We start from the raw sequence: 25404 nt of genomic DNA on the forward strand, positions 1-25404 counted from the left end.
GCAACTGGCTCCCTTTCGAGCCGCATCCCTAGACCGGCCCTCTCGCCAGCGTAACGACCCAAATGCGCTTTGGGTCCGCACTTTTACGAAAGCCCAGGAAATTCAGCGCGCTATCGCCTTCGCTTCGGCACGAAACCTGTGGAGAAGTGGTTCGGTATAGCCATTTGGCTGCGCCAGCCCCTCGAAGATCAGCGCCCGCGCCGCCTGGAAGGCAAGGCTCGTCGCTTCGTTGCCCGCCATCGGCCGGTAGCGCGGGTCGCCGGCATTCTGCGCATCGACCTTTGCCGCCATCCGCCGGAGCGCGGCATCGATGTCGTCGGCGCTCGCCACGCCGTGGAGCAGCCAGTTGGCCAGGTGCTGCGAGGAGATGCGCAGCGTGGCGCGATCCTCCATCAGGCCGATGTCATGGATGTCGGGCACCTTGGAACAGCCGACGCCCTGGTCGATCCAGCGGACGACATAGCCGAGGATGCCCTGGGCATTGTTGTCGAGCTCGCGCGCGATTTCCTCTTCCGACCAGTTGCGCCCCGGTGCCAGCGGCACGGCGAGCAACGGCGCCAGGCCGGGGATCGCCTCGCCGACGATCTCGCGCTGGCGGGCGAAGACGTCGACCTGGTGATAATGGAGCGCGTGCAGCGTCGCCGCGGTCGGGCTCGGCACCCAGGCGGTATTCGCGCCGCTCATCGGATGGGCGATCTTCTGCGCGAGCATGTCGGCCATCCGGTCGGGCGCCGCCCACATGCCCTTGCCGATCTGCGCCTTGCCCGAAAGGCCGCAGGCCAGGCCGATGCGGACGTTGCGGTCCTCATAGGCCTTGATCCATTCGGCGCCCTTCATCTCGCCCTTGGGCACCATCGGCCCGGCGCGCATGCCGGTATGGATCTCGTCGCCGGTACGATCGAGGAAGCCGGTGTTGATGAACACGATGCGGTCGCGCACCGCATGGATGCACGCGGCGAGATTGGCCGAGGTCCGCCGCTCCTCGTCCATCACGCCGACCTTGATCGTGTGGCGGGGCAGCACGAGCAGGTCCTCGACCGCGTCGAACAGCCGGTCGGTGAAGCCGCACTCCTCGGGGCCGTGCATCTTGGGCTTCACGATGTAGATCGAGCCGGTGCGGCTGTTGCGATACCGGCCCAGCCCGCGCAGGTCGTAGAGCGCGATGGTGCTTGTCAGGATCGCGTCGAGCACGCCTTCCGGCGCTTCGCCGCCCTCCGGCAGGCGCACCGCCGGCGTGGTCATCAGATGCCCGACATTGCGGACGAAGAGCAGCGCGCGGCCGGGCAGCGGGCCGCGATCCGGAGCGAGGCGCCGAGTGAGCGCCTGGCCACCCTTGTCGAAGCGCTCCTCCAGATCGCCGCGCATCAGCCCCAGCCAATTGGCATAGGCCGCGACCTTGTCCTCGGCATCGACCGCCGCGATCGAATCCTCCAGGTCGACGATCGTGGTCAGCGCCGCCTCGAGCAGCACGTCGGCGATCCCCGCCGGATCGTCGCGCCCGATCGGATGCGCGCGATCCACGATCACTTCGATGTGCAGCCCATGGTGGCGGAACCGCCAGGGCCCGACCTGTTGCGCGGGATCCGCCAAGGTCGGCGGCCCGGCCAGCGTGGCCCAGCTGCCCTGCGCCAGCGGCACCGCCGCGTCGAGGAACGCCCTGGCACGGGCGATCACCTGCGCGCCACGCTCCGGATCATAGCCGCCGGGCTTCGCGGCGCCGGGCAGCGCATCGGTGCCATAGAGCGCATCGTACAGGCTGCCCCAGCGCGCGTTGGCGGCGTTGAGCACGAAGCGGGCGTTGAGCGCGGGCACCACCAGCTGCGGCCCGGCCATATGGGCGATCTCGGCATCGACATTGCGCGTGCCGATCTCGAACGGCGCGGGCGGATCGACCAGATAGCCGATCTCGCGCAGGAACGCCGCGTCGCCGGCGCGCCCGGGCGCGGCGTCGATCGCCGCCTGCAACGCGTCCCGCTTCGCGAGCAGCGCACGATTCTCGGGCGCGAATCGCGCGAATATCTCGGCCACGCCCGCCCACCAGCCGGCCGCCTCGATGTCGAGCCCCGGCAGCACGCGTTCCTCGACGAAGCGCGCGAGCGGCTCGGCGACGGACAGGCCGGAACGAATGACGGTCATGAAGAATCCTCCTGCGGCACGGTTTTGCGTTCGCCTGGGGAGGGCACGCCCCGCTTAGGCGATAGCCGGGTCCGGGATCAAGGCCTGTCCTCGAGCGCTTCCACCGCGGCCTCGATCCGGTCCAGCATCCGCCGGAGCTGCAACCGCTCCTCGCGCGTGAAATCGGCGAAGACCCGGCGCTCCAGCTCGATCGCCTTGGGCGCGACTTCCTCGTACAATTCCCAGCCCGCCTTGCTGAGCGCCAGCAGGTGCGAGCGCTGGTCGCCCGGATTGCTCGCCCGGCTGATCAGCCCCCGTTCGGACAGCGCGATCGCCGCGCGGCTCACCGTCACCTTGTCCATGCGCGTCCGGCCGCACAGCGCCTGCTGGCTCATCGCCCCGCCCTCGGCGAGAATGGAGACCAGGCGCCATTCGGGAATCTTCAGTCCGAACAGCGCGCGATAGGCGCTCGCCACCGCATCCGACACCGCGTTGGAGGCGATCGACAGGCGATAGGGCAGGAAATCGTCGAGCTTCAGGGCCGTCATTGCGTCACCCTGCGCAGCAATTCCGGCATGCGCAACTGACAACGTTGGACAGTTGCAATTTCTGCAATGATATCGTTATCACTTCGCACTTGCGATATTTCCCGCTGCGATGCACAAAGATCGGGCCTTTCAGGCATCCTCTCCTAAGACTTTCACGGCCGTCCTTCGGGGCGGCCTTTTTTTTGGCATCGCGCCGCCTGCCCCGCAACCACGGGCTCAATTCGCCGGACGGCTCACTGTCCAGGCCGCCGTGAAATCCGGATCGATCACTTTCTCCCCCGTCTCGCGCAACCGGTAGATGCCCGGATCCGCCGGCGCGAAGGCATCGAGATCGGGCGGCAGCGCGAACAATTCGCCCCCGCGCGCACCTTCGAGGCGCAGCGTGATCCCGCCCGGCCCCACTTCCATCACCGTGCCGAAGACCTGCTCGCGCCGCTCTCCCTCCGCGCTGACGAAGGTCAGCCCGACCAGCACCGTCGCGCCGTCGAGCCTTGCGGCGGCGGCATGATCCCAGTCGGAGGATGCCTCGCTCATGCGTGATTTTCTCCAATGGCCGGCGTCACCGCTCACCCCTTCATCTGCCGCCTGACCGTCGCCCGAGTCGCCTTGCCATAGGGCGGCCTCATGCCCGCCAGTCCGGCCACGTCGATCCGCGGCTGGCGGTACACCGCCTTGGCGTGGCTGAACGTCCGGAAGCCGATCTCGCCATGATAGGCGCCCATGCCCGAGGGGCCGATGCCGCCGAACGGCAGCTCCTCCTGGCTGACATGGAAGATCACGTCGTTCACGGTCACGCCGCCGGAGATCGTCCGGTCGAGCAGTTGGCGCCGCTCGGCCCGGTCGTTCCCGAAATAATAGAGCGCGAGCGGCCGGTCGCGCCGGTTCACTTCGCCGATCGCGTCCTCGATGCGCGCATAGCCGCGCACCGGCAGCACCGGCCCGAAAATCTCCTCCTGCATCACCATCATGTCGTCGGTGGGATTGCGGATGATGTGCAGCGGCAGCTTGCGGGCATTGGCGCCGGCAAAATCCTCGTCCGCCGGATTCACCGCGATCACCTCGGCCCCCTTGGCCCGGGCATCGTCGATCCAGCCGGTGAGGCGCTGATAGTGCCGGTCATTGATCACCGCGGTATAGTCCGGATTCGACAACAGCGTGGGATACATGCGCGAGGCGGCGGCGACGAGGCCATCGACCACCGCGGCCTCCTGCTCCTCGGGCACCAGCACGTAATCGGGCGCGAGGCAGATCTGGCCGGCATTGAGCATCTTGCCCAGCGCCACCCGCTCGGCCGCCTGCGCGACATCCGCCGAGCGGCCCAGCACCACCGGCGACTTGCCGCCCAGCTCCAGCGTCACCGGGGTGAGATTGTCGGCGGCGGCATGCAATATGTGGCGGGCGATGCCGGTCGCGCCGGTGAACAGCAGATGGTCGAACGGCATTTCGGCGAACGCCTTGCCCATCTCCGGCCCGCCGCCGACAAAGGCCAGCTCGGCGGGATCGAAATAGCGCTCCGCCAGCGCCGCCAGCAGCGCCGAGACCATCGGCGTATATTCGCTGGTCTTCACCATCGCCCGGTTGCCCGCCGCAAAGACGCCGGCGAGCGGGCTCATCACCAGCTGCACCGGGAAGTTCCACGGCGCGATGATCCCCACCACGCCCTTGGGCTGATATTCGATCCGCCCGCGCCCGCCGAGCAGCCCCAGCGGGAACAGCACCGGCTTGCGCGCGGGCCTCGACCAGCGCGCCACATGCTTCAGCGCATGCCGCAGCGGCGCTACCGAGGCCGCGATGTCGGTGATCATCGACTGGTCGCGGCTGCGATGGCCGAAATCCTCGCTCAGCGCGTCACAGAGCCCGTCGGCATTGTCGGAGATCATCGCGATCGCCCGCTTCAGCCGGTCGCGCCGCGCATCCAGCGATACCGGCAGCTCGGCCATGAAGGCGGCGCGCTGGGCGTCGAGCAGGTCGCGCATGCTCATCGCGCGATCTCATAGACCAGCACGAGCCGCGCCGTGGTGCTGATCGCCTGGGGAGTGATCGTCACCACCACCGGCTCGGGCACGATGGCCTTGTCCCGCGCGGCGGCGCCGGCAATTCTCTGCAATTGCTCGACCATATAGCCACCATTCTGATCGCTCACCCGCAGCAACCGCCCGAGCTTGCTGCCCGATGCGGCTGCGATCGCCTGTGCCTGCTCCAGGCCGTTCACCACGGCGGCTGCCATCGCGCGCTGCCGCGCCCCACCCGGGTCGGTGGCGCGAAAGTTCGAAAGACGCACGTTGCTGGCCCCCGCCCTGCCGGCCAATCCCGCCAGCGTGCCCGAAAGCGCGACCGGACCGACATCGGCCGACGCGTCCATCGTCGCGACATAGCCCTGGATCGCGCACGCGCCGGTCGACAGGCGCGGTGCATCCTCGTCCTCGCCGGAGCCGCGGCAGTCGCGCCCGCGCACCTCGGTGATCGCGACATCTCCGGTCTCGACCCGGAAGCTGGCCTTGTCCAGCGAGCCCATCGCGGCTTCCACCGCCTCCTTGCGCGCCACCAGCGCGCGCAGCGCGTCATCCGATCCCTTGCCTTCGCCGCGCAGCGTGAAGGAAATATGCGCGAGGCTCGGCGCATCCTCCACCGTGCCGACGCCAAGCACCTGGATCGTCGCCTCCATGGGCTTGTCCTGCGCCAGCGCCCCATTCGCAACGAGCACGCCCAGCGCGGCTCCCAGCATCAAGCTCCGCATGCCGATTCCCCTGGCTGTCCGGAACGGAGCCTAACCCGGCATCGGCCCGATCGCCAAGCCGAGCCACACCGCGAACGCCGCCGCCGCCAGCATCACGCCAAAAGGCAACCGGTCGGTCCCGGTCACGCGCCGCCCGCCCAGCATCAGGCCCAGCACTCCCGCCAGCCCGATCAGGCAGGCGGCGAGCAGCACCAGCGGCAGGGCCTGCCAGCCGAGCCACAGCCCGATGCCGCCGAACAATTTGGGATCTCCCCCGCCCAGCCCCTGCCGCCCGCGCAGCCGCCGATAGCTCCAGGCGACCAGCCACAGCACGCCGAAGCCGGCCGCCCCGCCGATCAGCCGCGCCTCGAGCGGCGGGCCGAGGCCGGCGAGCCCCGCCGCCAGCCCGGCCGCCGCCAGCAGCCCGGTCAGCCCATTGGGCAGCCACAGCGCCGCCACGTCGAGCGCCGCCAGCGCGAGCAGCAGCCAGCCGAACACCGCCCCCGCCGCCCCGGCCGGATCGGGCGAGGCGATCGCCGCCGCCACGCCGATCGCGCCGCCCAGCAGCTCGGTCAGGACATGGCTCATCCGGATCGGCGCGCCGCAGCCCCGGCAGCGGCCGCGCTGGAAGAGATAGCTCATCACCGGCACCAGCTCGCCCGCGCGCAGCCCCTTGCCGCAACTGTCGCATTCGGATCGGCCACGGCCCACCGCCCGCCCCTCGGGCCAGCGGATCGCCAGCGTCGCGATGAAGCTGCCGAAGACGAGCCCCAGCACGCCGAGCAGCACGCTCCAGCCCCAGACCGGATCAACCGTCATGCGTCAGCATCCGAGAATCTCGATCGGGTCCATGGTCCATCCCGTCATGCCGGGGCGCGCGGCTTTTGCAAACCGTCGCGCGCGATACTAGATGCGCCCCAACCAACGAGAGGATCCAATATGTCCGCCGACGACATCGTCATCGCCTCCTATGCCCGCACGCCGATGGGGAGCTTCCAGGGCGTGCTGGGCGAGGCAAGCGCCACCGATCTCGGCGCCGCCGCCGTCGGTGCCGCGGTGGAGCGCGCCGGCCTCAAGGGCGATGCGATCGAGCGAATCTACATGGGCTGCGTGCTTCCCGCCGGCCTGGGCCAGGCGCCGGCGCGCCAGGCGGCGCTCAAGGCGGGCCTGCCCAGCCATGTCGAGGCGACCACGGTGAACAAGATGTGCGGCTCGGGCATGCAGGCCGCGATCATGGCGGCCGAAGCGCTCGCCGCCGGCTCGGTCGATCTGCTGGTCGCGGGCGGCATGGAGAGCATGACCAACGCGCCCTATCTCTCGCTGCGCCATCGCGCGGGCGCGCGCATCGGCCATGACCGGCTGATGGACCATATGTATCTCGACGGGCTCGAGGACGCCTATGAACCCGGCAGGCTGATGGGCAGTTTCGCCGAGGAAGTCGCGCAGGAATATCAGTTCACCCGCGCCGCGCAGGACGATTTCGCCATCGCCTCGCTCGAGCGCGCCAAGGCCGCCCAGGCCAGCGGCGCTTTCGATCGCGAGATCGTGCCGGTCGAAGTGAAGACGCGCAAGGGCGCCGTCTCCGTCACGCTCGACGAGCAGCCCGCCAAGGGCGATCCCGCGAAGATCCCCACGCTCAAGCCCGCCTTCGCCAAGGACGGCACGATCACCGCCGCCAACGCCTCCTCGATCTCGGACGGCGCGGCCGCGCTGGTGATGACGCGGCTCGGCGTGGCGGAGAAGCTCGGCCTGACCCCGGTCGCCCGCATCGTCTCGCATGCCGCGCATGCCCATGCCCCGGCCCGCTTCACCACGGCGCCGGTCTTCGCGATGAAGAAGGCGCTCGCCAAGGCCGGCTGGGCGATCGGCGACGTCGACCTGTTCGAAGTGAACGAAGCCTTCGCCGCGGTCGCGATGATCGCGATGAAGGAGCTTGGGCTCGATCACGCCGCGCTCAACGTCAATGGCGGCGCCTGCGCGCTCGGCCATCCGATCGGCGCGAGCGGCGCGCGCGTGCTCGCCACCCTGCTCTCGGCGCTCGAGGCGCGCGGCGCCCGGCGCGGCCTGGCCTCGCTGTGCATTGGCGGGGGCGAGGCGACGGCGATGGCCGTCGAGCTGCTGGACTGACCGCATGGCCGCCCCCCCTTCGCGGGGCGGCGAAGGAAGGAAAGATGGTCTTCGACTTGCGCGGCGCGCTGCTGAAGAAGGGCGAGATCGAATCGGCGCGCCTCGACGATTTCGAGTTCCGCCTGCGGGCCCGGACGATGCGCCTGCTCGCGCCGCTGCTGGGCGTTGCGCCGGGAGAGCTGGTCGACCGGGTCGCGTCCGAGACCGACGCGGCGATCCTCGCCTCGCTCCCCGAGACCGCCCGCGCCTGGTTCGACCAGGCCCGCATCGAAGCGCGCCGCCAACTCGTCGAGGAACTGGGCGACCCGACGCCTCACCGGCCGGCTTGAGGCGGGAAGCCCCGCCCTCCCGAGAAAGCGGGAGTGAGGGTTTTGTTGCCTGAACCAGCGGCCTAGGTTGAGAACCCAAACAAGCCCTTGAAACCACACCCGTCATCCCCGCGAAGGCGGGGATCCAGGGTAGCAGGGGACGATCGAAGCGATCACGCGGGTGCTTGCCGGAAACGGCAAGGCGAGCCGCGCCGTCCTTGCCCTTGGCCCTGGATCCCCGCCTGCGCGGGGATGACGCTGGAGAAGCGGGGATGACGCTGGAGAATATGAGTCCTCAACCTAGCGCCGCGCCAGCGCCTTCTCGCGGGCCCTGGTCACCTCGACCCAGCATTGCGCCACCACGACCGGCGCGATCGTCCCGCCGCGATAGGCGTCGCCCCGGGCGATGCAGCCGCGATCGCGCTCCGCCAGCCATTTGCGCTGCTCGGCCAGCAGCCGCTGCCGGGCCGCCGGCCCGGATCGCCCCCGCAATTCCGCATAGCGCGCGCTCATCCGCGCATCGGCGACGCGCAGTTCGTGCGCCGCGCAATGCTGCATGTCGAAGCTCGTCTCGCACTCGGCCGGCGCGGGATCCTTGAAGGCCGGGTTCTGCATGAAGGCGCCGGCGGTCTGCGCCGATGCGCCGGACGCGATCAGCGATCCGGCGAACACGGCCACGGCAAATCGAAAGGTCATGCTCTTCTCTCCCGCCGCGAAACGCCGACGCCCCGCCCCGGTTCGCGGCTTCCAATGTAGGGTTCCGCCTGTCATGCCGAACAGGCTCTTTCTCATCGCGAAGAAATGTCGTGCGGATTCCAGCCTCCGCCGGGCAGGGGATTCATTCCACCAGGGTAATCCCGATGCGCCGGAGATGGGTTTGGGCTTCTCTATTGACGTTAGGGCCTTTGCGACCTTTGGCGCCCAATTCGGGTAAAAATCAGTTCACCGCCTCGCCCGGATCGGTGCCCCAGATATGGCTCTGCTCGATATAGCCGCCGCGCCCGGCCACATCGAACCAGCACCAGTTGCTCGCGCAGCGGCTCACCCGGCCGACCACGCCGGGCGCTGCGCGCCAGCTCACTCGCGCATTGAAGCGGGGGGCGTCGCGCATCTCGCTCACGGTGCCGATCACCATTGCCGTGCGCACGTCGTCGAGCAGGTTGGCGAGCATCCAGCCCTGGGTGCCGTCCGGATCCTCGACCTTGCGCCATTCGCCATAGATGTCGATCACCTTCAGCGGCAGGCCGCGGCGCTGATAGAGCCAGTTCGAGGGATAGTTGCGCCCCGGGCCGGTGCGCATCCGGGCCTTCTCGGCCTTGATCGAGACGAAATAGGGCGTCTTGCGCTGGGCCGATGCGGGAACGGCCAATCCCAGCGCGACGACGCCGAGCACGGCCCATTTCCCAAAACGCATGCGACCCTCATGAACTAGTGTCCGCGCTATCTACGCCGAGCAGCGCCTCGCCATCAACCGTTGACTGGCGCCGCGCCACCGGCCAAGCCGCCCTTTATGGCACATGGCCCGCGCCCTTCCCGTCCCCGGGTGATCGTCACCCGCGCGCTGCCCGACGGCATCGAGGCGCGCATGGCCGAATTGTTCGATGTCGTAACCAATGCCGGCGACACGCCCATGTCGCCCGAGGCGCTCGGCGCGGCGATGGCGGATTGCGACGTGCTGGTGCCCACCGTCACCGATCGGATCGATGCCGCCCTGCTCGCGGCCGCGCCCGGCCGGCTGCGCCTGATCGCCAATTACGGCGCCGGCGTCGGCCATATCGACCTGAAGGCCGCCAGGGCGCGCGGCATCACCGTCACCAACACCCCCGGCGTGCTCACCGAGGATACCGCCGACATGGCGATGGCGCTGATCCTCGCCGTGCCGCGCCGCCTGGTCGAGGGCGACGAGCTGGTCCGCGCGGGCGGCTGGACCGGCTGGGCTCCCACTTCGATGCGCGGGCACCGGATCGGCGGCAAGAAGCTCGGCATCCTGGGCATGGGCCGGATCGGCCAGGCGGTGGCGATGCGGGCACGCGCCTTCGGTCTCCAGATCCATTATCACAACCGCCACCGCCTGCCGCAGGTGCTCGAGGCGCAGCTGGGCGCCACCTGGCACCCCGAGCTCGATTCGATGCTTGCGGCGGCGGACATCCTCACGATCCACACCCCGCATACCGGCGCCACGGGCGGCCTGATCGACGCGCGACGGCTCGACCTGCTCGGTTCCCGGGGCTGGCTGATCAACACGGCCCGCGGCGAGATCGTGGACCAAGAGGCGATGATCGCCGCGCTCGCCCAGCGGCGCATCGCCGGCGCCGGGCTCGACGTCTATGTGAACGAGCCCGCGGTCGATCCGCGCCTCGTCGCGCTCGACAATGTCGTGCTGCTCCCCCATCTCGGCTCCGCCACTTTCGAAGGGCGCGAGGATATGGGCGTCAAGGTGATCGCCAATATTCGGGTCTGGTCCGATGGGCATCGGCCGCCCGACCAGGTTCTCGATGGCTGGCTATAGGCTGGGGACCATTCTTCCTTCGGCACCCCGGCCTTGAGCCGGGCTCTTGCCGGCGGAAGCAGAAGCGGGATCGCGGCCCGGGGCCGGAACGACGGCGAAAAGATCAGACAATTGTTCAGGCCATGAACCTGCGATCATCTTGCCGATACTTTGCGGATTCTAGCGCGATACCTCCGATCCGGGGCATCTTCTTCGCGGTTAACCATGGCCGGCAAGGCAGCGGTAAGCGCGATACTGCGTAACTCCTCCCGCGCGATCCCCGCCATCGGGGCAGCCGCGCCGGGGGATCACCAGATGCAATCGAGAGAATCGCGGCGGGAAGTCGTCATCCCCGCCCAGATGCGCAGCAAGGGGGGATGGTGCGACGTGACCATCCGCAACATCTCGCCGCACGGCATGATGCTGCTGGCACCGTTCCCGCCCAGGCCGGGAACCTATGTCGAGGTCCGCAAGGCCTCGCTGGCGCTGGCGGGCCGGGTCGTGTGGGTGAAGGGGAAGACGCTCGGCATCCAGTTGCTGGAGCGGCTGAACTTCAACGCGCTGCTCCGCGCCGCCAACGAAAGCTGGGCCGCCGGCCAGGGCGGCACGCCCCGAAAGGGCGGCCGCCGGAGCGAATCCCCCGCGACCGACCGGCCCGCGCGGAGAACACCCCATGCCCTTCGCGGCTGGCTGCTCGCCGGCGTCGCGATCGCCTGTGCCGGCACCGCCGCGATCACGCTCTGGCACCCCTGACCAACGCTTGCCGATGCTCCCGAGACGCGGTCCGAACCGCGCCGGAAACCCCTTAGTCGCCCGTCAGAATCCGGTCCACCAGCTGCTTCACCGTCGGAACGAAGCCGTTCGAATAGAACGGGTCGCGCTTGAAGCTATAGGCGGCATGCCCCGCGAACATCAGATTCTCGTCGGTCGGGCCGCCATGGGCGATGTCCTGCAGCGTCTTCTGGATGCAGAAGCTGCGCGGATCCGCCAGCCGGCCGGTCGAGTTGGTCTCGGTATCGGCCCAGGACGAGAAGGCGCACTGGCTCAGGCAGCCCATGCAATCCGCCTGGTCCTTGCGGATGATGCCCTTCTCCTCCTCGTTGACGAACACCAGCGTGTTGTCCGGCGTCTTGAGCGCCGAGGTGAAGCCGTTGCCGAACCATTGGCGGGCCCGGAGCAGGTCGTTGCGGGTCACCCAGAAATTCTTGCCCTTCACGCCGACGTCGAGCTGGAAGGTATGGTCGCCCGCCTCCTCGGTCGAATAGGGGATCTGGCGCTCCGAGCGCGCCTCGAGATTGCGCAGGAACGGGTTGCGCACCGCCGACGAATAGAAGCCGGTCGGCGAGAAGCGGTGAAGCAGCACCTCGCCTTCCTCGATCTCCATCAGCTTGGCCTTCCAGCCATCGGGAATCGGGCTTTCCTGGGTGAGCAGCGGGCGGGTGCCGAACTGGAAGGCGATGCGGCCGAGCTCGGGATTGTCGATCCAGTCGTTCCAGTCGCGCAGGTACCAGACGCCGCCGGCCATGACGATCGGCACCTCGTCCGGGATGCCGCCCTCGCGCATCACGTCGCGCAGTTCCTTGACGCGGGGATAGGGATCCTGCGGCTTGAGCGGATCCTCGGCATTGGACAGGCCGTTATGGCCGCCGGCGAGCCAGGGATCCTCATAGACCACCGCTGCCAGCCACTCGCTCGCCTTGGAATAGGCGCGCTTCCACAGCGCGCGGAAGGCGCGGCCGGAGCTGACGATGGGGAGATAGTTGACGTTGTACGACGCCGCGATCTCGCTGAGCTTGTAGGGCATGCCCGCGCCACAGGTGACGCCGGCGACCATGCCGCGGGTGCGCTCCAGCACGCCGTGCAGCACCCGCTGCGCGCCGCCCATCTCCCACAGCACGTTGATGTTGATCGCGCCCTTGCCGTCGCCGATCTCGAAGGCCTTCTTGACCTGCTGGACCGCGCCCTCGATCGCGTACTGGATCAGTTCCTCGTGCCGCTCGCGGCGCGTGAGCGCGCGATAGATCTGCGGAATGATCTTGCCTTCGGCGTCATAGCTGTCGGCATTGACCGCGGAGACCGTGCCGATGCCCCCCGCCGCGGCCCAGGCGCCCGCGCTGGCATGGTTGGTGGCAGCCACACCCTTACCCCCCTCGACGATCGGCCAGACCTCGCGGCCGTTGTACAGGATGGGCGACAGACCCTTGAACACAGAACCTCCAGACTAAAATTCGCGCGACGCTAGACGGATCGGACGCAACAAGCGAGCAACAATCGTCACTGCAGTGCGTCAGGCCGTCCCATCGCGGCGCCGTAGAGGCGCGCATAGGCGGCGATCATTTCCCCTTCGTCGAACAACGCACGGGCGCGCGCGCGGTTCTCCTTCCCCACCATCTCGCGCTCCTCGGGATGCCGGGCGAACATGTCGATCCGGTCGCGCAGCACCACCTCGGTGCGCTCGGGCGGCAGGAAATGCTGGTTGCGCTCGCCGACCATCTTGGGGATGTCGCCCACCGGCGGCGCCACCACCGGCAGGCCGGCCGCCATCGCCTCGAGCACCGAGATCGGCGCCTGCTCGCTCCTCGACGAGAGCGCGAACACGTCGAACAATCCCATATAGCGATGCGGCTCGCGCAGGAATCCGGGCAGGATCACCGCATCCTCGATCGCCATCGCCTCGGCGGCGTCGAGGATGTTCTGCCGCTCCGGCCCCTCGCCGACGATCACCAGCTTGAAACGCGTGTTCAGCCCGGCCACCGCGCGGACCAGCAGCGGCAGGTCCTTCACCGGCCTGAGGCCGGCGACACAGCCCACCACCAGCGTCCCGGGCTTCTTCTGCTTGAGCTCGGGAATCAGCTCGATATCGGGCTTGCCGGCATAGAGCTTGGTCGGGATGCCGTTGGCGATGCGGAACAGGCGCGCGCGCGGCTGGCGCCACTGGTTGAGCGCGATCCGCTCGAGCACTTCGGAAGGCACGACCAGCGCATTGGCCGCGGGCAGCGCGATGCGGCGATACATGTTGCGGACCGGATTGAGCTTCTCGGCCTCGTCCTGGTTGAACCCGTCCTCATGGTGGATCACCGGCGGCAGTCCCTTGCCGAACACGCGCGCCGCCATCACGCCGTCGATCGCCCCCCAATTATAGGTGAGCACCAGGTCGAAGCGGCGCATGTAGCGCGCGATCGCCTCGTAGCGCTTCACCGAGGGCCGGCCCGAGAGCGGCGGCGGATCCTGCGCGATCTCGTACTTGATCCCCTTGGCGATCATCGCCCGCGCCTCGAGCTGATCGGGCATGGCCGAGACGATGGTGTGCCGCGCCTTGTCGCCGAACGCGTTCATCAGCCGCACGGCGCGCGCTTCCTTGCCGCCGAGGTTGAAGGTCGAGTGGAGGTGGAGGATGTGGATCGGCATCGTTGGATGGGGTGCTTAGCGGGGGATTGCGCGGACGTCACGTCCGTTGGACATTCCGCTGACGCCGCCAAGGGGATCAAGTCCGTGAAGACAGTGATATGCGCGGCCGTGCCGGCGCTTCTCTCCGCAATTGCGCCCGCCCGGGCCCAGGCGGCCGCACCGGCGGGCTGCGCCATGCCGGCGACACGGAACATCAGCGATGTCTATGCCACGCTCAGCCAGCGCGCCATCGCGATCGTCGAACACGCCGCCGCCGGGGGATGGCAACGCGATTCCGAGCTCCGCGCGCTGGTGCGGCCCGATGCGGAATTCGATCTCGGCTCGGGCGATGTCGGCGGCCCCCTGGGGAAGGGCCCCGCGGGCGCACATGCGCTGGCCGCCGAAATGAAGGCGGATTCCTTCCACTATCTCCCCTGGAGTTCGATTCCGATGGTGGTCGATCCCTGCGACGAATGGAGCGTGAAAGTCGCGTTCATCGATAGCCGCGCCTCGACGCTGGCCGATGTGGAATTCACGTTCCGCGGCGGCGTGCTCGTCTCGGCGAAAGGCTGGTCACAATCCTATGTCGCCGGGCAGATCAAGCCCGTCGCCAACCGCTAGCCCGCCACCTTCGCCAGCAACCGCTCGATCCCCGCCATCGCTTCCGGCTCCTCCAGCGTCGGCGCGTGGCCGACCCCGGGCACCGTCACCAGCTCGGCGCCCGGCACGCGCTCCACCATCCGGGCCGCCGTCTCCTCGCTCAATATGTCCGAGCGCTCGCCGCGCACGATCAGCAGCGGTCGGCCGGCAATGGCGTCGATCGTCGGCCACATGTCCGGTCCGGCCTCGTTGCCGGGCACGCGGAACGGCTCGGCGATCTTCATGTCGTAGTCGAGCACGATGCGGCCCGAGCTGTTCACTCGGTAGAGCCGCTTGGCCATGCGCAGCCAGTCCTCGATCTCGTACCCCGGATAGACATCGGCATTGCTGCTCGCCAGCGCGCGCGCCGCGTGCATCCAGGTCGGATACCAGACCGCCTTGCCGACATAGGTGCGGATGCGCGCCAGGCCGGCAGGGTTGATCTCCGGCCCCACATCGTTGAGCACCACGCCGGCCAGCTTGTCGCGCTCGGTCGCGGCGAGCAGCATGGTCACCAGCCCGCCCAGCGAAGTGCCGACCGCGATGAACTTCCCGATCTCCCGCTCCTCGAGCAGCGCTTCGACGTCCTGGAAATAGGTGAGCGGAACATAGCTCATCGGATCCTTGGCATAGCCGCTCTCGCCGCGCCCGCGAAACTCGATGCAGAGCACGCGCCACTGGCCCGCCAGCCGCTCGGCCAGCCCCTCATAATCGCGCGCGTTGCGCGTCAGGCCGGGGAAGCAGAGCACGGGCGGCCGGTCCGCCGGCCCGGCATATTCGCGATAGTGGAGACGGATGCCGTCCCGCGACCACCAGAAACCGTCGGAATAGTTGCGCCGATCGCCCATCCTTCCCCATATCGCCGCATGGACTTCACTCCGCAACAGGCGATCCTCGAACTGGGCGACGCCTTCTACGATCCGGTCGCGGCGGCGCCGTTCCCGCAGGCGATCCTGCGCTTCCGCAACGACCGGGCGGCGGCGGAGGTCGGGCTGGACGGCCTGTCGGACGCGGAATGGATCGCGCATTTCGGCCGGTTCGAGCCGCTGAAGGGATCGCTCGCCGCGCCGCTGGCGCTGCGCTATCACGGCCACCAGTTCCGCGTGTACAATCCCGAGATCGGCGACGGCCGCGGCTTCCTGTTCGCGCAGATGCGCGACCGGGGCGGCCGGCTGATGGACCTCGGCACCAAGGGATCGGGGCAGACGCCCCATAGCCGCTTCGGCGACGGGCGCCTCACGCTGAAGGGCGGCGTACGCGAGATCCTCGCCACCGAGATGCTGGAGGCGCTGGGCGTCGAGACGTCGCGCACCTTCTCCCTCATCGAGACCGGCGAGGCGCTCCACCGCGGCGACGAGCCCTCGCCCACCCGCTCGTCGGTGCTCGTCCGCCTGAGCCACGGCCATATCCGCATCGGCACGTTCCAGCGCCTCGCCCATCTCCAGGACCGGGACGGGCTCCGCCAACTCACCGCCTATGTGCTGCGCCACTATCATGGCGAGGAATATGGCGAGGACGGCCCCGCCCGCCTGCTCGCCCATGTCGCCCGGCGGACCGCGCGGATGGCGGCGCGCTACATGGCCGCCGGCTTCGTCCATGGCGTGCTCAACAGCGACAACATCAACGTCACCGGCGAGAGCTTCGACTATGGCCCATGGCGGTTCGCGCCGTTCTGGGATCCGGGCTTCACCGCCGCCTATTTCGACCATGCCGGCCTCTACGCCTTCGGCCGCCAGCCCGAGGCGATCTACTGGGACGCGATGCAGCTCGCCATCTCGCTGCGCCCGATCGCCGAGGAGGAGGCGCTGATCGAGGCGATGGAAATCTTCCCCGAGGCCTATCGGCGCGAAGTGACCGACGCGCTGCTCTGGCGTCTCGGCGTCGTCCCACGCGGCACCGAGGCGGACCGGGTGCTGACCGGCTCCCTCGAAAAGGCGCTGGCCGAGACGCTGACCCCGCTGGACGAATTCTTCTTCGACGCGTTCGGCGGCGCGCTTCCTACCCATTATGGCGAAGCGTTCGACGATCTGCGCGGCCAGCTCGAGCATTACCGGCCACGCAAGGCGCGCGACCATGGCTATTGGTCCGGCACTCCCTGCGCCATGCTGATCGAGGAGGTGGAGGCGATCTGGGCGTCCATCGCCGAAGCGGACGATTGGGGACCGCTGCACGCCAAGATCGCCGCAATCCGGCGCATGGCCGAGGCACTGGCCTAGCCGCCAAAATTCGTGCAAGAGCAGGGGATCCTTTCTGAGAGCCCTTCCCCGACATCGAATGCCCGGCACGGAAATCATCTCGACCGAACCCGCCACCGGCGCCGTTCTCTGGCGCCAGACGCGCGGAGACGCCGACAGGGAAGTGGCGCTTGCACGCCAGAGCTGGGCCGCCTGGGCGGCCCATCCGCTCGCCTATCGCATCGAGGCGCTGCGCCGCTTCGCCAATGTCGTGCGGCAAAAGGCCGATGCCTTTACCGACCTGCTCGCCCGCGAGACCGGCAAGCCGCTCTGGGAAGCGCGCACCGAAGTCGAGACGGTGATCGCCAAGGTCGACATCTCGATCACCGCCTTTTCCGAGCGTACCGGCCAGCGCCGCATCGAAGCGCCGATGAACACGCGCCTGGCGCTGCGCCACAAGCCGCACGGCGTGCTGGCGGTGCTGGGCCCGTATAATTTCCCGGTCCACCTGCCCAATGGCCATATCGTCCCCGCGCTGCTTGCCGGCAATGCGGTGGTGTTCAAGCCGTCCGAGAAGACTCCCGCCTCGGGCGCCTTCCTGGTCGACTGCTATCGCGCCGCCGGCATTCCCGAAGGCTGCATCCGCCTGCTGATCGGCGGCCCCGAGGAAGGCAAGGCGCTCGCCGGCCATCCGGACATCGACGGGCTGCTGTTCACCGGCTCGGCCAATACCGGCATCGCCCTGAACCGCCAGTTCGCCACCCGGCCGGAGAAGATCCTCGCGCTCGAGATGGGCGGCAACAACCCGATCGTCGTGTGGGACACGCCCGATCTCTATTCGGCCGCGGTGCTCGTCGTGCAATCGGCCTTCACCACCGCCGGCCAGCGCTGCACCGCCGCGCGCCGCCTGATCGTCGACCAGAAGCTGTTCGACCCGCTGATGACCGAGGTCAACAAGCTGATCGGCCGGCTGATCATCGGCGAGCCGCATGCCGATCCCGCCCCCTTCATGGGCCCGGTGATCGACAATGACGCGGCCGACATGCTCACCGAGAGCTTCCTGGCGTTGCTCACCATGGGCGGCCGCCCGATCCGCCACATGGAGCGCCCGATCGAGGGCCGCCCGTTCCTCACCCCCGGCGTGATCGACATGACCGGCGCGAACGAGAAGGTGGACGTCGAGCTGTTCGGCCCGATCCTGCAGGTCTTCCGGGTGAGCAGCTTCGAGGAGGCCATCGCCGAGGCGAACGATACCCGCTACGGCCTCTCGGCCAGCCTGGTCGCGCAGAACCCCAAGCTCTACGACCAGTTCTGGGCCAATATCCGCGCCGGCATCGTCAACTGGAACCGGCCGACCAACGGCGCGTCCTCGGCCGCGCCGTTCGGCGGGGTCGGCTGGTCGGGCAACCATCGCCCCAGCGCCTATTACGCCGCCGACTATTGCGCCTATCCGGTGGTCTCGTCGGAGAGCGACTCCGCCCGTGCCTCGATGGGCGTGGGCCTGCGCGACGCCTGAGCAACACTTTGTTACAGCAGCGTCATTGAAGCGGACATGACCGCCGCCTAGATTATCCCTTGCGGACCGGGCCCCTCTGGCGAGGGCTTTTCCAAGCCCTCGTGATGTCGGACCGCATCGAGCGCGCTCGGTGCAGGTTTCGGACGGCCAGTCCCCCTCCCCACCGAGACCGGACCGAGTGGCGCTCGATCGAATGCCTTGCTTCGATTGGAGTTTTCACACGTGAACCCTCTCTACCAGATCCCCCGCACCGGCGCCGCCGCCGCGCGCTTCGACGAGGGGCTGCGCCAGCACATGCTGGGCATCTACCGCAACATGGGGATCGGTCTGGCGATCACCGGCCTCGTCGCGCTCGCCGTGGCGAACACGCCGGCGCTGGTCGCGCTGATCTTCGGCACTCCGCTCAAATGGGTCGCCATGTTCGCGCCGCTCGCCTTCATCTTCTTCTTCCAGTTCCGCATCGAGCGAATGAGCGTCGCCGGCGCGCGCACCGCCTTCTTCGCCTTTGCCGGCGTGATGGGCGTGTCGATGGCCAGCATCTTCCTGGTCTTCACCGGCCAGAGCATCGCCATGGCCTTCTTCGCCGCCGCCGCGATGTTCCTGGCGCTCAGCCTGTTCGGCTATTCGACCAAGCGCGACCTGACCGGCATGGGCACTTTCCTGTTCGTCGGCCTGATCGCGGTGGTGCTGGCGAGCATCGTCAACATCTTCCTCGGCTCGTCGCTGCTGCAGATGCTGCTCTCGGTCGTCGGCGTGGTCGTGTTCGCCGGCCTCACCGCCTGGGACACGCAGCGCCTGAAGAGCGAATATGCCCATTACGGCCGCAGCGAGGCTGCCGACAAGCTCGCGATCATGGGCGCGCTGTCGCTCTATCTGAACCTGATCAACATGTTCCAGCTGCTGCTCGGCCTGATGGGCCAGCGAGAGGAGTGACCATGGCCAGCTTCACCTGCCCCGTCGACGGCACCGTGCTGGTGCCGGTCGAGCGCTCGGGGATCGAGATCGACCATTGCCCCAGCTGCCGCGGCGTGTGGCTGGATCGCGGCGAGCTCGACAAGATCATCGAGCGCAGCGCCGCCCCGGCCGCGGCGCCGGCGCCGGCGCCTCAGTATCGCGACGAACGGCCCCGCTACGAGGAGCGCGGCCATGGCTATGGCCATGGCGGGCATCATCCGCAGAAACGCCGCAAATCGTTCCTCGAGGACCTGTTCGACTGATCCGTTCCCGCCCGCGTGCAGGCGCATTACACGCGGGCAGACGGCGGCGCGGCCCTTCCCCCTCTCTCACCTGCGAGGGTCGCGCCCCGTCCACCCACTTCCTCCCCGCGCCGTTGCGGCTATGATGTGACCGCTAACAGGGGAGGAAGACCATGTTCACCCGCAGGTCCGTGCTCGGATCGGGCGCCGCGGCGCTGGCCGGCGCCGCGCTGTCCCTCCCCGCCGCCGCCAACCCCGCCGCGCCCGGCGATTTCGTCACGCGCAAGGGCATGGGCCTGCTTCTCGGCGGCAGGCCCTATCGCTTCGCCGGCGCGAACCTGTGGTACGCCGCCTGGCTCGGCGCCGACGCCCCCTGGGGCAATCGCGATCGCCTGCGCCGCGAGCTGGACTCCCTCGCCGCGATGGGGGTCGGCAACCTGCGCATCGCCGCCTCGGCCGAGGATTCGTCGCTCCGGAACTCGGTGAAGCCCGCCTTCCGCACCCGGGGCGGCGCCTGGAACCCGGCCCTGGTCGACGGCCTGGCCTTCGCGCTTTCCGAGCTTGGCACGCGCGGCATGAAGGCCGTGCTCTACCTCACCAATTTCTGGGAATGGTCGGGCGGGATGATGACCTATCTCAGCTGGGCCAATGGCGGGAAATATCTCGACATGAACGATCCCGCGCACCCCTGGCCGGCATTTCCGGACATGGCCGCGCAATTCTACGCCAATGCCGAGGCGGTGGGCCTGTATCACGATTATGTCCGCGCCACCGTGCAGCGCCACGCCGGCGACCCGGTGGTCATGGCCTGGCAGCTCGCCAACGAGCCGCGCCCCGGCGGCAGCGCCAAGGCGGCGGAACCGCTGCTCCCGGCCTATCGTGGCTGGATCCAGGGCACCGCCAGGCTGATCAAGGCGCTTTCGCCCCGGCATCTCGTCTCGACGGGCAGCGAGGGCCTGATGGGCTCAATCCAGCGAGCCGACGTCTACAAGGCCGCCCATGATTTTCCGGAGATCGACTATCTGACGGCGCATGTCTGGCCGCTCAACTGGGGCTGGGTCGATGCCCGGGACATTGCCGGCACCAACGAGGCGAGCTTCGCCAGGGTGCGCGAGTATCTCGCCAGGCACGTCACGCTCGCCACCGAGCTGGGCAAGCCGCTGGTGATCGAGGAGTTCGGCTATCCGCGCGACGGCGGCGGCTATGATCCCGAGTCGGCGACCGGCTTCAGGGACCTGTTCTACAAGCTGATCTATGCCGAGGCGGAGGCCAATCCGGGCATCGTCGCCGGCTCCAATTTCTGGGCATGGAACGGCGAAGGCCGGCCGGTGCACGGCGACCACCGCTTCCGCCCCGGCGACACCGCCTGGCTCGGCGATCCGCCGCACGAGCCGCAGGGCTGGTACGGCGTGTTCGACGGCGACGCCTCGACACGGGCGGTGGTCCAGGCGCATGCCAGGGCCTTGGCGGGGAGCTGAGAAGCTATGGAAACCTTTGGCCTCTTCCTGATCGGCGGCGAGGATGACGAGCAGGGCACCCTCGTTCTGCACGAAGATCGAGGCCGCACCTGCCGCCTCACCTTCCGCTGGCGGGACCGCGAAACCGAAACCGAAGCGACCGATTGTTTCGAGGCGTTCTGCGGCATCCAGCGCGTGCTCGAAACCGAAGGCCTGATTCCCTTCTGCTACGGCGCCAGCCTCAACGTCTATCCCTCTTCCATGGCGCGCGACATGGGCCGCGGCCTGAAGGCCTATCGGATCACCGAAGGCAAACATGCCCGAAAGGAAGATCTGGTCTTCATCTTCGACCAGGGGCCGGACGTCATTCCCGCCAGCGTCGACATGCAGCGGCGCTTCTTCGACGATTGGGTCGCGGCACCTCGTGCCTGAGCCGGCGGGCGGCACCCGATAGTTTCCCTAGCCCCACCCCAAGCAACCGTCCGTTGCCCCTTGCGCCGCCGGGGCCCATTTGCCGCCAATGGCAACGCTCCTCGATCCCACCGCGCGCGGGCGCGTGATTCTCGTCGGCGCGGGCCCGGGCGATCCGGGCCTGCTCACCGTGCGCGCCGTCGAAGCGCTGAAGCAGGCCGATGTGCTCGTCCATGACGGGCTGGTCGATCCCCGGGTGCTCGATCTCGCCCCCCAGGCGCACCGCATCTCGGTCGCCAAGTCGCGCTCGAAGCACACGCTGCCGCAGGACGCGATCAACGCCCTCATCGTCGCGCATGTGAAGACCGGCGCGATCGTCGTCCGCCTCAAGGGCGGCGACCCGTTCATCTTCGGCCGCGGCGGCGAGGAAGTGGAGGCGGTGCGCGCCGCCGGCCTGCCGGTGGAAGTGATCCCCGGCATCTCCGCCGCGCTGGGCGCCGCCGCCGAGGTCCACCTGCCCCTCACCCATCGCGACTGGTCGAGCGCGGTCAGCTTCGTCGCGGGCCAGTGCAAGGGCCTGTCCGAGCAGGACTGGTCCGGCCTTGCCGGCAAGGGCCGCACGCTGGTGATCTACATGGGCGTCGCCACCTGCCCGGACATTTCCGAGAAGCTGATGAACGACGGCGTCGCGCCCGACATGCCCGTCGCCGTGCTCGAGCGCGGCACGCTGGCAGGCAGCCGCGCGCTGCGCACCATCCTCGCCGATCTCGGCCCGATGGTGGCGCGCGAGCAGGTGCGGAGCCCGGCGATCATCGTGGTCGGCGAAGTGGTGATGCTCGCCGACGCGCAGGACAAGCTCGCCGCCTGGGCGAAGACGGCGGAGAATCTGGAAGGACTGGGCGCGTGAAGATCCTGACCGGCAACGATCTCGCCACCGGCGACGTCACCTGGTGGACCGGCTCGGGCTGGTCGCGCCATGTCGAGGATGCCGCCGATGTCGGCGACCAGGGCGAGGCGATCGCCCATGCCGAGGAAGGCGCGCGCCGGGTCAACGGCCCTTATGTGATCGACGCCGCCGCCACGCCCGAGGGCCCGCGCCCCGCACACATCAAGGACCGCATCCGGGCGCTCGGCCCCACCGTCCGCCCGGACCTGACGCTGAAGCCGGCGGACCCGAATGCGGGGAGCTGGGTGATATGACGTTCGCACGCGAAGGCGCAGAGAGAAAGGCGGGCGCGTCAGCGCGCTTCTCGCCTTTGTCAGGGGTTGAGAGGCTGCTGGCGCAGCCAAGCGAGGCACCTCCGCGCGCTCTGCGCCTCTGCGCGAACCAATTCCTCTCTACTCTCGTGTCCACGCGCGCCCACACGAACAAAATCGAAGCGACCCGCTGATGTACAAATACGACGAATATGACCATTCCATCGTCGCATCCCGCGTCGAGGAATTCCGCGACCAGGTGCAGCGCCGCCTCGCCGGCCAGATCACGGAAGACCAGTTCAAGCCGCTGCGGCTGATGAACGGCCTCTATCTCCAGCTCCACGCCTATATGCTGCGCGTCGCGGTGCCCTATGGCACGCTCGACAGCCGGCAGATGCACATGCTGGCGCACATCGCCCGCAAGTACGACCGTGGCTATGGCCATTTCACCACGCGCCAGAACCTGCAGTATAACTGGATCAAGCTCGAGGATGCGCCGGATATCCTCGCCGATCTCGCCACGGTCGAGATGCACGCGATCCAGACCAGCGGCAACTGCATCCGCAACATCTCGTCGGACCAGTTCGCCGGCGCCGCCGCCGACGAGCTGACCGATCCGCGCCCCTGGGCGGAGCTGCTGCGCCAGTGGAGCACTTTCCACCCCGAGTTCAGCTACTTGCCACGCAAGTTCAAGATCTGCGTGATCGCCGCCGAGCAGGACCGCGCGGCGATGCGCCTGCATGATATCGGCATCCGGATCGTCGAGCGGGACGGCCGGCTCGGCGCCGCCATCTATGTCGGTGGCGGCATGGGCCGCACCCCGATGATCGCGCCGCTGATCAAGGACTTCGTGCCCTTCGACGATTTCGTCAGCTATCTCGAGGCGTGCCTGCGCGTCTATAATCGCCATGGCCGGCGCGACAACATGTACAAGGCGCGGATCAAGATCCTGATCCACGAACTCGGCGCGGAGCAATATGCCGCCGAGGTGGAGGAGGAGTTCAGGGCCGTGAAGGCGCTGGGCATCGATCCGCCCCAGGCCGAGTTCGACCGCATCGCCGCCCATTTCGCGCCGCCGGCCTTCGATGCGGACGCAGCGGAGGAACTCGATCGCAGCGACCCCGATTTCGCGGTCTGGCTCGATCAGAACGTCTCGGCGCACAAGCAGCCCGGCCATGCAGTGGTGACGATCAGCCTCAAGCCGATCGGCGGCATCCCCGGCGATGCCAGCGCCGACCAGATCGACCTGATGGCCGACCTCGCCAGGCAGCACAGCTTCGACGAGCTGCGCGTCACCCACGCCCAGAACATCGTGCTGCCGCATGTCCGCAAGGCCGATCTCCACACCATCTGGCAGAAATTGCGCGACGCCGGGCTGGCCGAGGCCAATCTCGACCTGATCAGCGACATCATCGCGTGCCCGGGCCTCGATTACTGCTCGCTCGCCAATGCCCGCTCGATCCCGCTCGCGCAGAAGATCGCCACGCGCTTCGCGGACATCGGCCGTCAGCGCGAGCTGGGCGAGCTGAAGCTCAAGATCAGCGGCTGCATCAACGCCTGCGGCCATCATCACGCCGGCCATATCGGCATCCTCGGCGTCGATCGTAAGGGCGTGGAGAACTACCAGCTGCTGCTCGGCGGCTCGGGCGCGGAGGACGTGTCGCTCGGCACGATCACCGGCCCCGGCTTCAGCGAGGACGGCATCGTCGACGCGATCGAAAGGGCCACCGACGTCTATCTGCGCGAGCGCGACAAGGGCGAACGCTTCCTCGACACCTATCGCCGCGTCGGCATGGCCCCGTTCAAGGAGGCGATCTATGGATAAGCCAACTCCGGCGCTTGCCTTCCGTGCTCCCCTTCCGCTTGCGGGAGGGAACATATGAGCGACGTCCTCCGCTACCGCGACGACGAGGCGCATGAGGAGCCGGCGGTCACGCTCGACAGCTTCCTCGGCCAGTCCAACGCCACCGCCGTCCGCATCGAGAGCGGCGAGGATGCGCGCCTGCTCCTGCCCCATCTCGATCGGCTCGCCCTGGTCGAGGTGAGCTTCCCCAAGTTCCGCGATGGGCGCGGCTATTCCACCGGCCGCATCCTGCGCGAGGCGGGCTATGCGGGCGAGCTGCGCGCCCAGGGCGATGTGCTGGTCGACCAGATCCCCCTGATGCGCCGCTGCGGCTTCGACAGCTTCGCGCCCGAAGCGCCGGTCGACGAGGCCGTGCTGGCCGCGTCGCTCGCGCGCTACGAATATCATTATCAGGCGGCGGCCGATCCCGCCGTGCCGGTATGGAAACGCCGGCATGGCTGAGGCCGCGCGCAAGCTGGATCGGGAGGTCGATCGCATCGACGTCGCCCCGCGCTGGACGGCGGCGGACGCGATCCGCCTGAACAACCTGTTCCGCGGCACCGACACGCCGGAGATGCTGCGCGAGGCGCTGGGCAATCACATGCTCGGCGACGTCGCGCTCGTCTCCTCGTTCGGTGCCGAGAGCGCGGCGCTGCTGCATCTCGTCGCCCAGGCCGATCCGAACACCCCGGTGATCTTCCTCGACACCGGCAAGCATTTTCCCGAGACGCTGGCATATCGAGACCAGCTCGCCGAGCGCATCGGCCTCAAGAATCTCCGGATCGTCGCGCCCGATGCCGAGGTGATCGAGAAGCGCGACGCCACCGGCCTGCGCTGGTCCTATGACCCCGATGGCTGCTGCGAGATCCGCAAGGTGATCCCGCTCGAAAAGGCGCTTGCCGGCTTCGACACCAGCATCACCGGCCGCAAGGCGTTCCAGGCATCGACCCGCAACGCCCTGCCCCGCTTCGAGCTTGACGGCGACCGGCTGAAGTTCAACCCGCTCGCCACCTGGACCAAGCAGGACATCGAAGCGTATTTCGGGGCGCACAGCCTGCCCCGCCACCCGCTGGAAGCCCAGGGCTATCTCTCGATCGGCTGCGCGCCGTGCACCAGCGTGGTCAAGCCGGGCGAGGATCCGCGCTCGGGCCGCTGGCGCGGCTGGGACAAGACCGAATGCGGCATCCATACGCCGATCGAGGATGGCGATCCCAACCAGCCGAGCTTCTGAAACAGGGTTGCGCCCGCCTTTCCTCGCGCTAAGCCGAATGACCGCGACAGG

General features: G+C 68.4%; 27 protein-coding genes. 16 read left to right on the forward strand and 11 right to left on the reverse strand.

The genetic code is table 11. From position 1 onward, the window contains the following. Positions 1-102: 102 nt before the first annotated feature. The 6 genes from OMP43_RS18900 to OMP43_RS18925 form a co-directional block, all read right to left on the reverse strand. Complete coding sequence (locus OMP43_RS18900; RefSeq protein ID WP_280281093.1) at positions 103-2136, reverse strand: malate synthase G; 2034 nt, start codon at positions 2134-2136, stop codon at positions 103-105. A 77-nt stretch (positions 2137-2213) separates the two neighbouring features. Next, positions 2214-2663 (reverse strand): MarR family transcriptional regulator, encoded by a 450-nt coding sequence (locus tag OMP43_RS18905; protein ID WP_280281094.1) that lies wholly within the window; start codon positions 2661-2663, stop codon positions 2214-2216. Positions 2664-2879: 216 nt separating this feature from the next. Next, a complete protein-coding gene (locus OMP43_RS18910) occupies positions 2880-3197 on the reverse strand; it encodes a hypothetical protein (RefSeq protein WP_280281095.1) in 318 nt (105 codons plus the stop codon). A 32-nt stretch (positions 3198-3229) separates the two neighbouring features. Next, the gene (locus OMP43_RS18915; RefSeq protein WP_280281096.1) at positions 3230-4645 is read right to left on the reverse strand and encodes a coniferyl aldehyde dehydrogenase; all 1416 of its coding nucleotides are present in this window, start codon (positions 4643-4645) and stop codon (positions 3230-3232) included. Further along, positions 4642-5400, reverse strand: coding sequence for an SIMPL domain-containing protein (locus tag OMP43_RS18920; RefSeq protein ID WP_280281097.1), 759 nt, complete (start codon positions 5398-5400; stop codon positions 4642-4644). Before OMP43_RS18920 ends, OMP43_RS18915 begins: the two co-directional genes overlap by 4 nt. Before the next feature lie 30 nt (positions 5401-5430). Beyond that, positions 5431-6198: a prepilin peptidase gene (locus OMP43_RS18925; RefSeq protein WP_280281098.1), complete on the reverse strand. Its 768-nt coding sequence runs from the start codon at positions 6196-6198 to the stop codon at positions 5431-5433. A 120-nt stretch (positions 6199-6318) separates the two neighbouring features. Between OMP43_RS18925 and OMP43_RS18930 the strand changes: the two genes are divergently transcribed. Continuing rightward, positions 6319-7506 carry an acetyl-CoA C-acyltransferase gene (locus tag OMP43_RS18930; RefSeq protein WP_280281099.1) on the forward strand — a complete coding sequence of 396 codons (1188 nt, stop codon included), beginning with the start codon at positions 6319-6321 and terminating at the stop codon, positions 7504-7506. A gap of 44 nt (positions 7507-7550) precedes the next feature. Further along, complete coding sequence (locus OMP43_RS18935) at positions 7551-7835, forward strand: hypothetical protein (RefSeq protein WP_280281100.1); 285 nt, start codon at positions 7551-7553, stop codon at positions 7833-7835. A 279-nt stretch (positions 7836-8114) separates the two neighbouring features. Here the strand turns inward: OMP43_RS18935 and OMP43_RS18940 are convergent, their stop codons facing one another. After that, positions 8115-8510, reverse strand: coding sequence for a lysozyme inhibitor LprI family protein (locus tag OMP43_RS18940; RefSeq protein ID WP_280281101.1), 396 nt, complete (start codon positions 8508-8510; stop codon positions 8115-8117). Positions 8511-8751: 241 nt separating this feature from the next. Further along, on the reverse strand, positions 8752-9228 hold the full coding sequence (locus tag OMP43_RS18945) for an SH3 domain-containing protein (protein WP_280281102.1): 477 nt from the start codon (positions 9226-9228) through the stop codon (positions 8752-8754). A 96-nt stretch (positions 9229-9324) separates the two neighbouring features. Between OMP43_RS18945 and OMP43_RS18950 the strand changes: the two genes are divergently transcribed. Continuing rightward, the gene (locus tag OMP43_RS18950; RefSeq protein WP_280281103.1) at positions 9325-10323 is read left to right on the forward strand and encodes a D-glycerate dehydrogenase; all 999 of its coding nucleotides are present in this window, start codon (positions 9325-9327) and stop codon (positions 10321-10323) included. Positions 10324-10617: 294 nt separating this feature from the next. Beyond that, entirely contained in the window at positions 10618-11055 is a 438-nt protein-coding gene (locus OMP43_RS18955) for a PilZ domain-containing protein (RefSeq protein ID WP_280281104.1), read from the forward strand. A gap of 52 nt (positions 11056-11107) precedes the next feature. On the opposite strand, the gene OMP43_RS18960 is transcribed toward OMP43_RS18955, so the two are convergent. Further along, on the reverse strand, positions 11108-12511 hold the full coding sequence (locus tag OMP43_RS18960) for a nitronate monooxygenase (RefSeq protein WP_280281105.1): 1404 nt from the start codon (positions 12509-12511) through the stop codon (positions 11108-11110). Positions 12512-12576: 65 nt separating this feature from the next. Then, a complete protein-coding gene (locus tag OMP43_RS18965; protein ID WP_280281106.1) occupies positions 12577-13710 on the reverse strand; it encodes a glycosyltransferase family 4 protein in 1134 nt (377 codons plus the stop codon). Positions 13711-13794: 84 nt separating this feature from the next. Here OMP43_RS18965 and OMP43_RS18970 point away from each other — a divergent pair, with 84 nt between their 5' ends. Further along, positions 13795-14310 carry a hypothetical protein gene (locus OMP43_RS18970; RefSeq protein WP_280281107.1) on the forward strand — a complete coding sequence of 172 codons (516 nt, stop codon included), beginning with the start codon at positions 13795-13797 and terminating at the stop codon, positions 14308-14310. On the opposite strand, the gene OMP43_RS18975 is transcribed toward OMP43_RS18970, so the two are convergent. Continuing rightward, on the reverse strand, positions 14307-15176 hold the full coding sequence (locus OMP43_RS18975) for an alpha/beta hydrolase (protein ID WP_280281108.1): 870 nt from the start codon (positions 15174-15176) through the stop codon (positions 14307-14309). The genes OMP43_RS18970 and OMP43_RS18975 overlap by 4 nt on opposite strands. 18 nt (positions 15177-15194) lie before the next feature. Between OMP43_RS18975 and OMP43_RS18980 the strand changes: the two genes are divergently transcribed. From OMP43_RS18980 to OMP43_RS19030, 11 genes are all read left to right on the forward strand, one after another. After that, positions 15195-16544 (forward strand): protein adenylyltransferase SelO family protein, encoded by a 1350-nt coding sequence (locus tag OMP43_RS18980; RefSeq protein ID WP_280281109.1) that lies wholly within the window; start codon positions 15195-15197, stop codon positions 16542-16544. Positions 16545-16602: 58 nt separating this feature from the next. Next, positions 16603-18018: a succinylglutamate-semialdehyde dehydrogenase gene (gene astD / locus OMP43_RS18985; protein WP_280281110.1), complete on the forward strand. Its 1416-nt coding sequence runs from the start codon at positions 16603-16605 to the stop codon at positions 18016-18018. 222 nt (positions 18019-18240) lie between these two features. Then, the gene (locus OMP43_RS18990; RefSeq protein ID WP_280281111.1) at positions 18241-18951 is read left to right on the forward strand and encodes a Bax inhibitor-1/YccA family protein; all 711 of its coding nucleotides are present in this window, start codon (positions 18241-18243) and stop codon (positions 18949-18951) included. Between the two features lie 2 nt (positions 18952-18953). Beyond that, positions 18954-19235 (forward strand): zf-TFIIB domain-containing protein, encoded by a 282-nt coding sequence (locus OMP43_RS18995; protein ID WP_280281112.1) that lies wholly within the window; start codon positions 18954-18956, stop codon positions 19233-19235. A 152-nt stretch (positions 19236-19387) separates the two neighbouring features. After that, positions 19388-20692: a cellulase family glycosylhydrolase gene (locus OMP43_RS19000; protein WP_280281113.1), complete on the forward strand. Its 1305-nt coding sequence runs from the start codon at positions 19388-19390 to the stop codon at positions 20690-20692. A gap of 6 nt (positions 20693-20698) precedes the next feature. Then, positions 20699-21103 carry a hypothetical protein gene (locus OMP43_RS19005; protein WP_280281114.1) on the forward strand — a complete coding sequence of 135 codons (405 nt, stop codon included), beginning with the start codon at positions 20699-20701 and terminating at the stop codon, positions 21101-21103. Positions 21104-21191: 88 nt separating this feature from the next. Beyond that, complete coding sequence (gene cobA / locus OMP43_RS19010) at positions 21192-21989, forward strand: uroporphyrinogen-III C-methyltransferase (protein ID WP_280281115.1); 798 nt, start codon at positions 21192-21194, stop codon at positions 21987-21989. Next, positions 21986-22282, forward strand: coding sequence for a DUF2849 domain-containing protein (locus OMP43_RS19015; RefSeq protein WP_280281116.1), 297 nt, complete (start codon positions 21986-21988; stop codon positions 22280-22282). The genes cobA and OMP43_RS19015 overlap by 4 nt, the downstream gene beginning before the upstream one ends. Before the next feature lie 190 nt (positions 22283-22472). Next, positions 22473-24104 (forward strand): nitrite/sulfite reductase, encoded by a 1632-nt coding sequence (locus OMP43_RS19020; protein WP_280281117.1) that lies wholly within the window; start codon positions 22473-22475, stop codon positions 24102-24104. A 54-nt stretch (positions 24105-24158) separates the two neighbouring features. After that, positions 24159-24584 carry a DUF934 domain-containing protein gene (locus OMP43_RS19025; protein WP_280281118.1) on the forward strand — a complete coding sequence of 142 codons (426 nt, stop codon included), beginning with the start codon at positions 24159-24161 and terminating at the stop codon, positions 24582-24584. After that, positions 24577-25353: a phosphoadenylyl-sulfate reductase gene (locus OMP43_RS19030; protein WP_280281119.1), complete on the forward strand. Its 777-nt coding sequence runs from the start codon at positions 24577-24579 to the stop codon at positions 25351-25353. The genes OMP43_RS19025 and OMP43_RS19030 overlap by 8 nt, the downstream gene beginning before the upstream one ends. The last annotated feature ends 51 nt before the right edge of the window (positions 25354-25404 follow it).

It is taken from the genome of Sphingomonas sp. CBMAI 2297, from assembly GCF_029870595.1.
Classification (GTDB): Bacteria; Pseudomonadota; Alphaproteobacteria; order Sphingomonadales; family Sphingomonadaceae; genus Sphingomonas.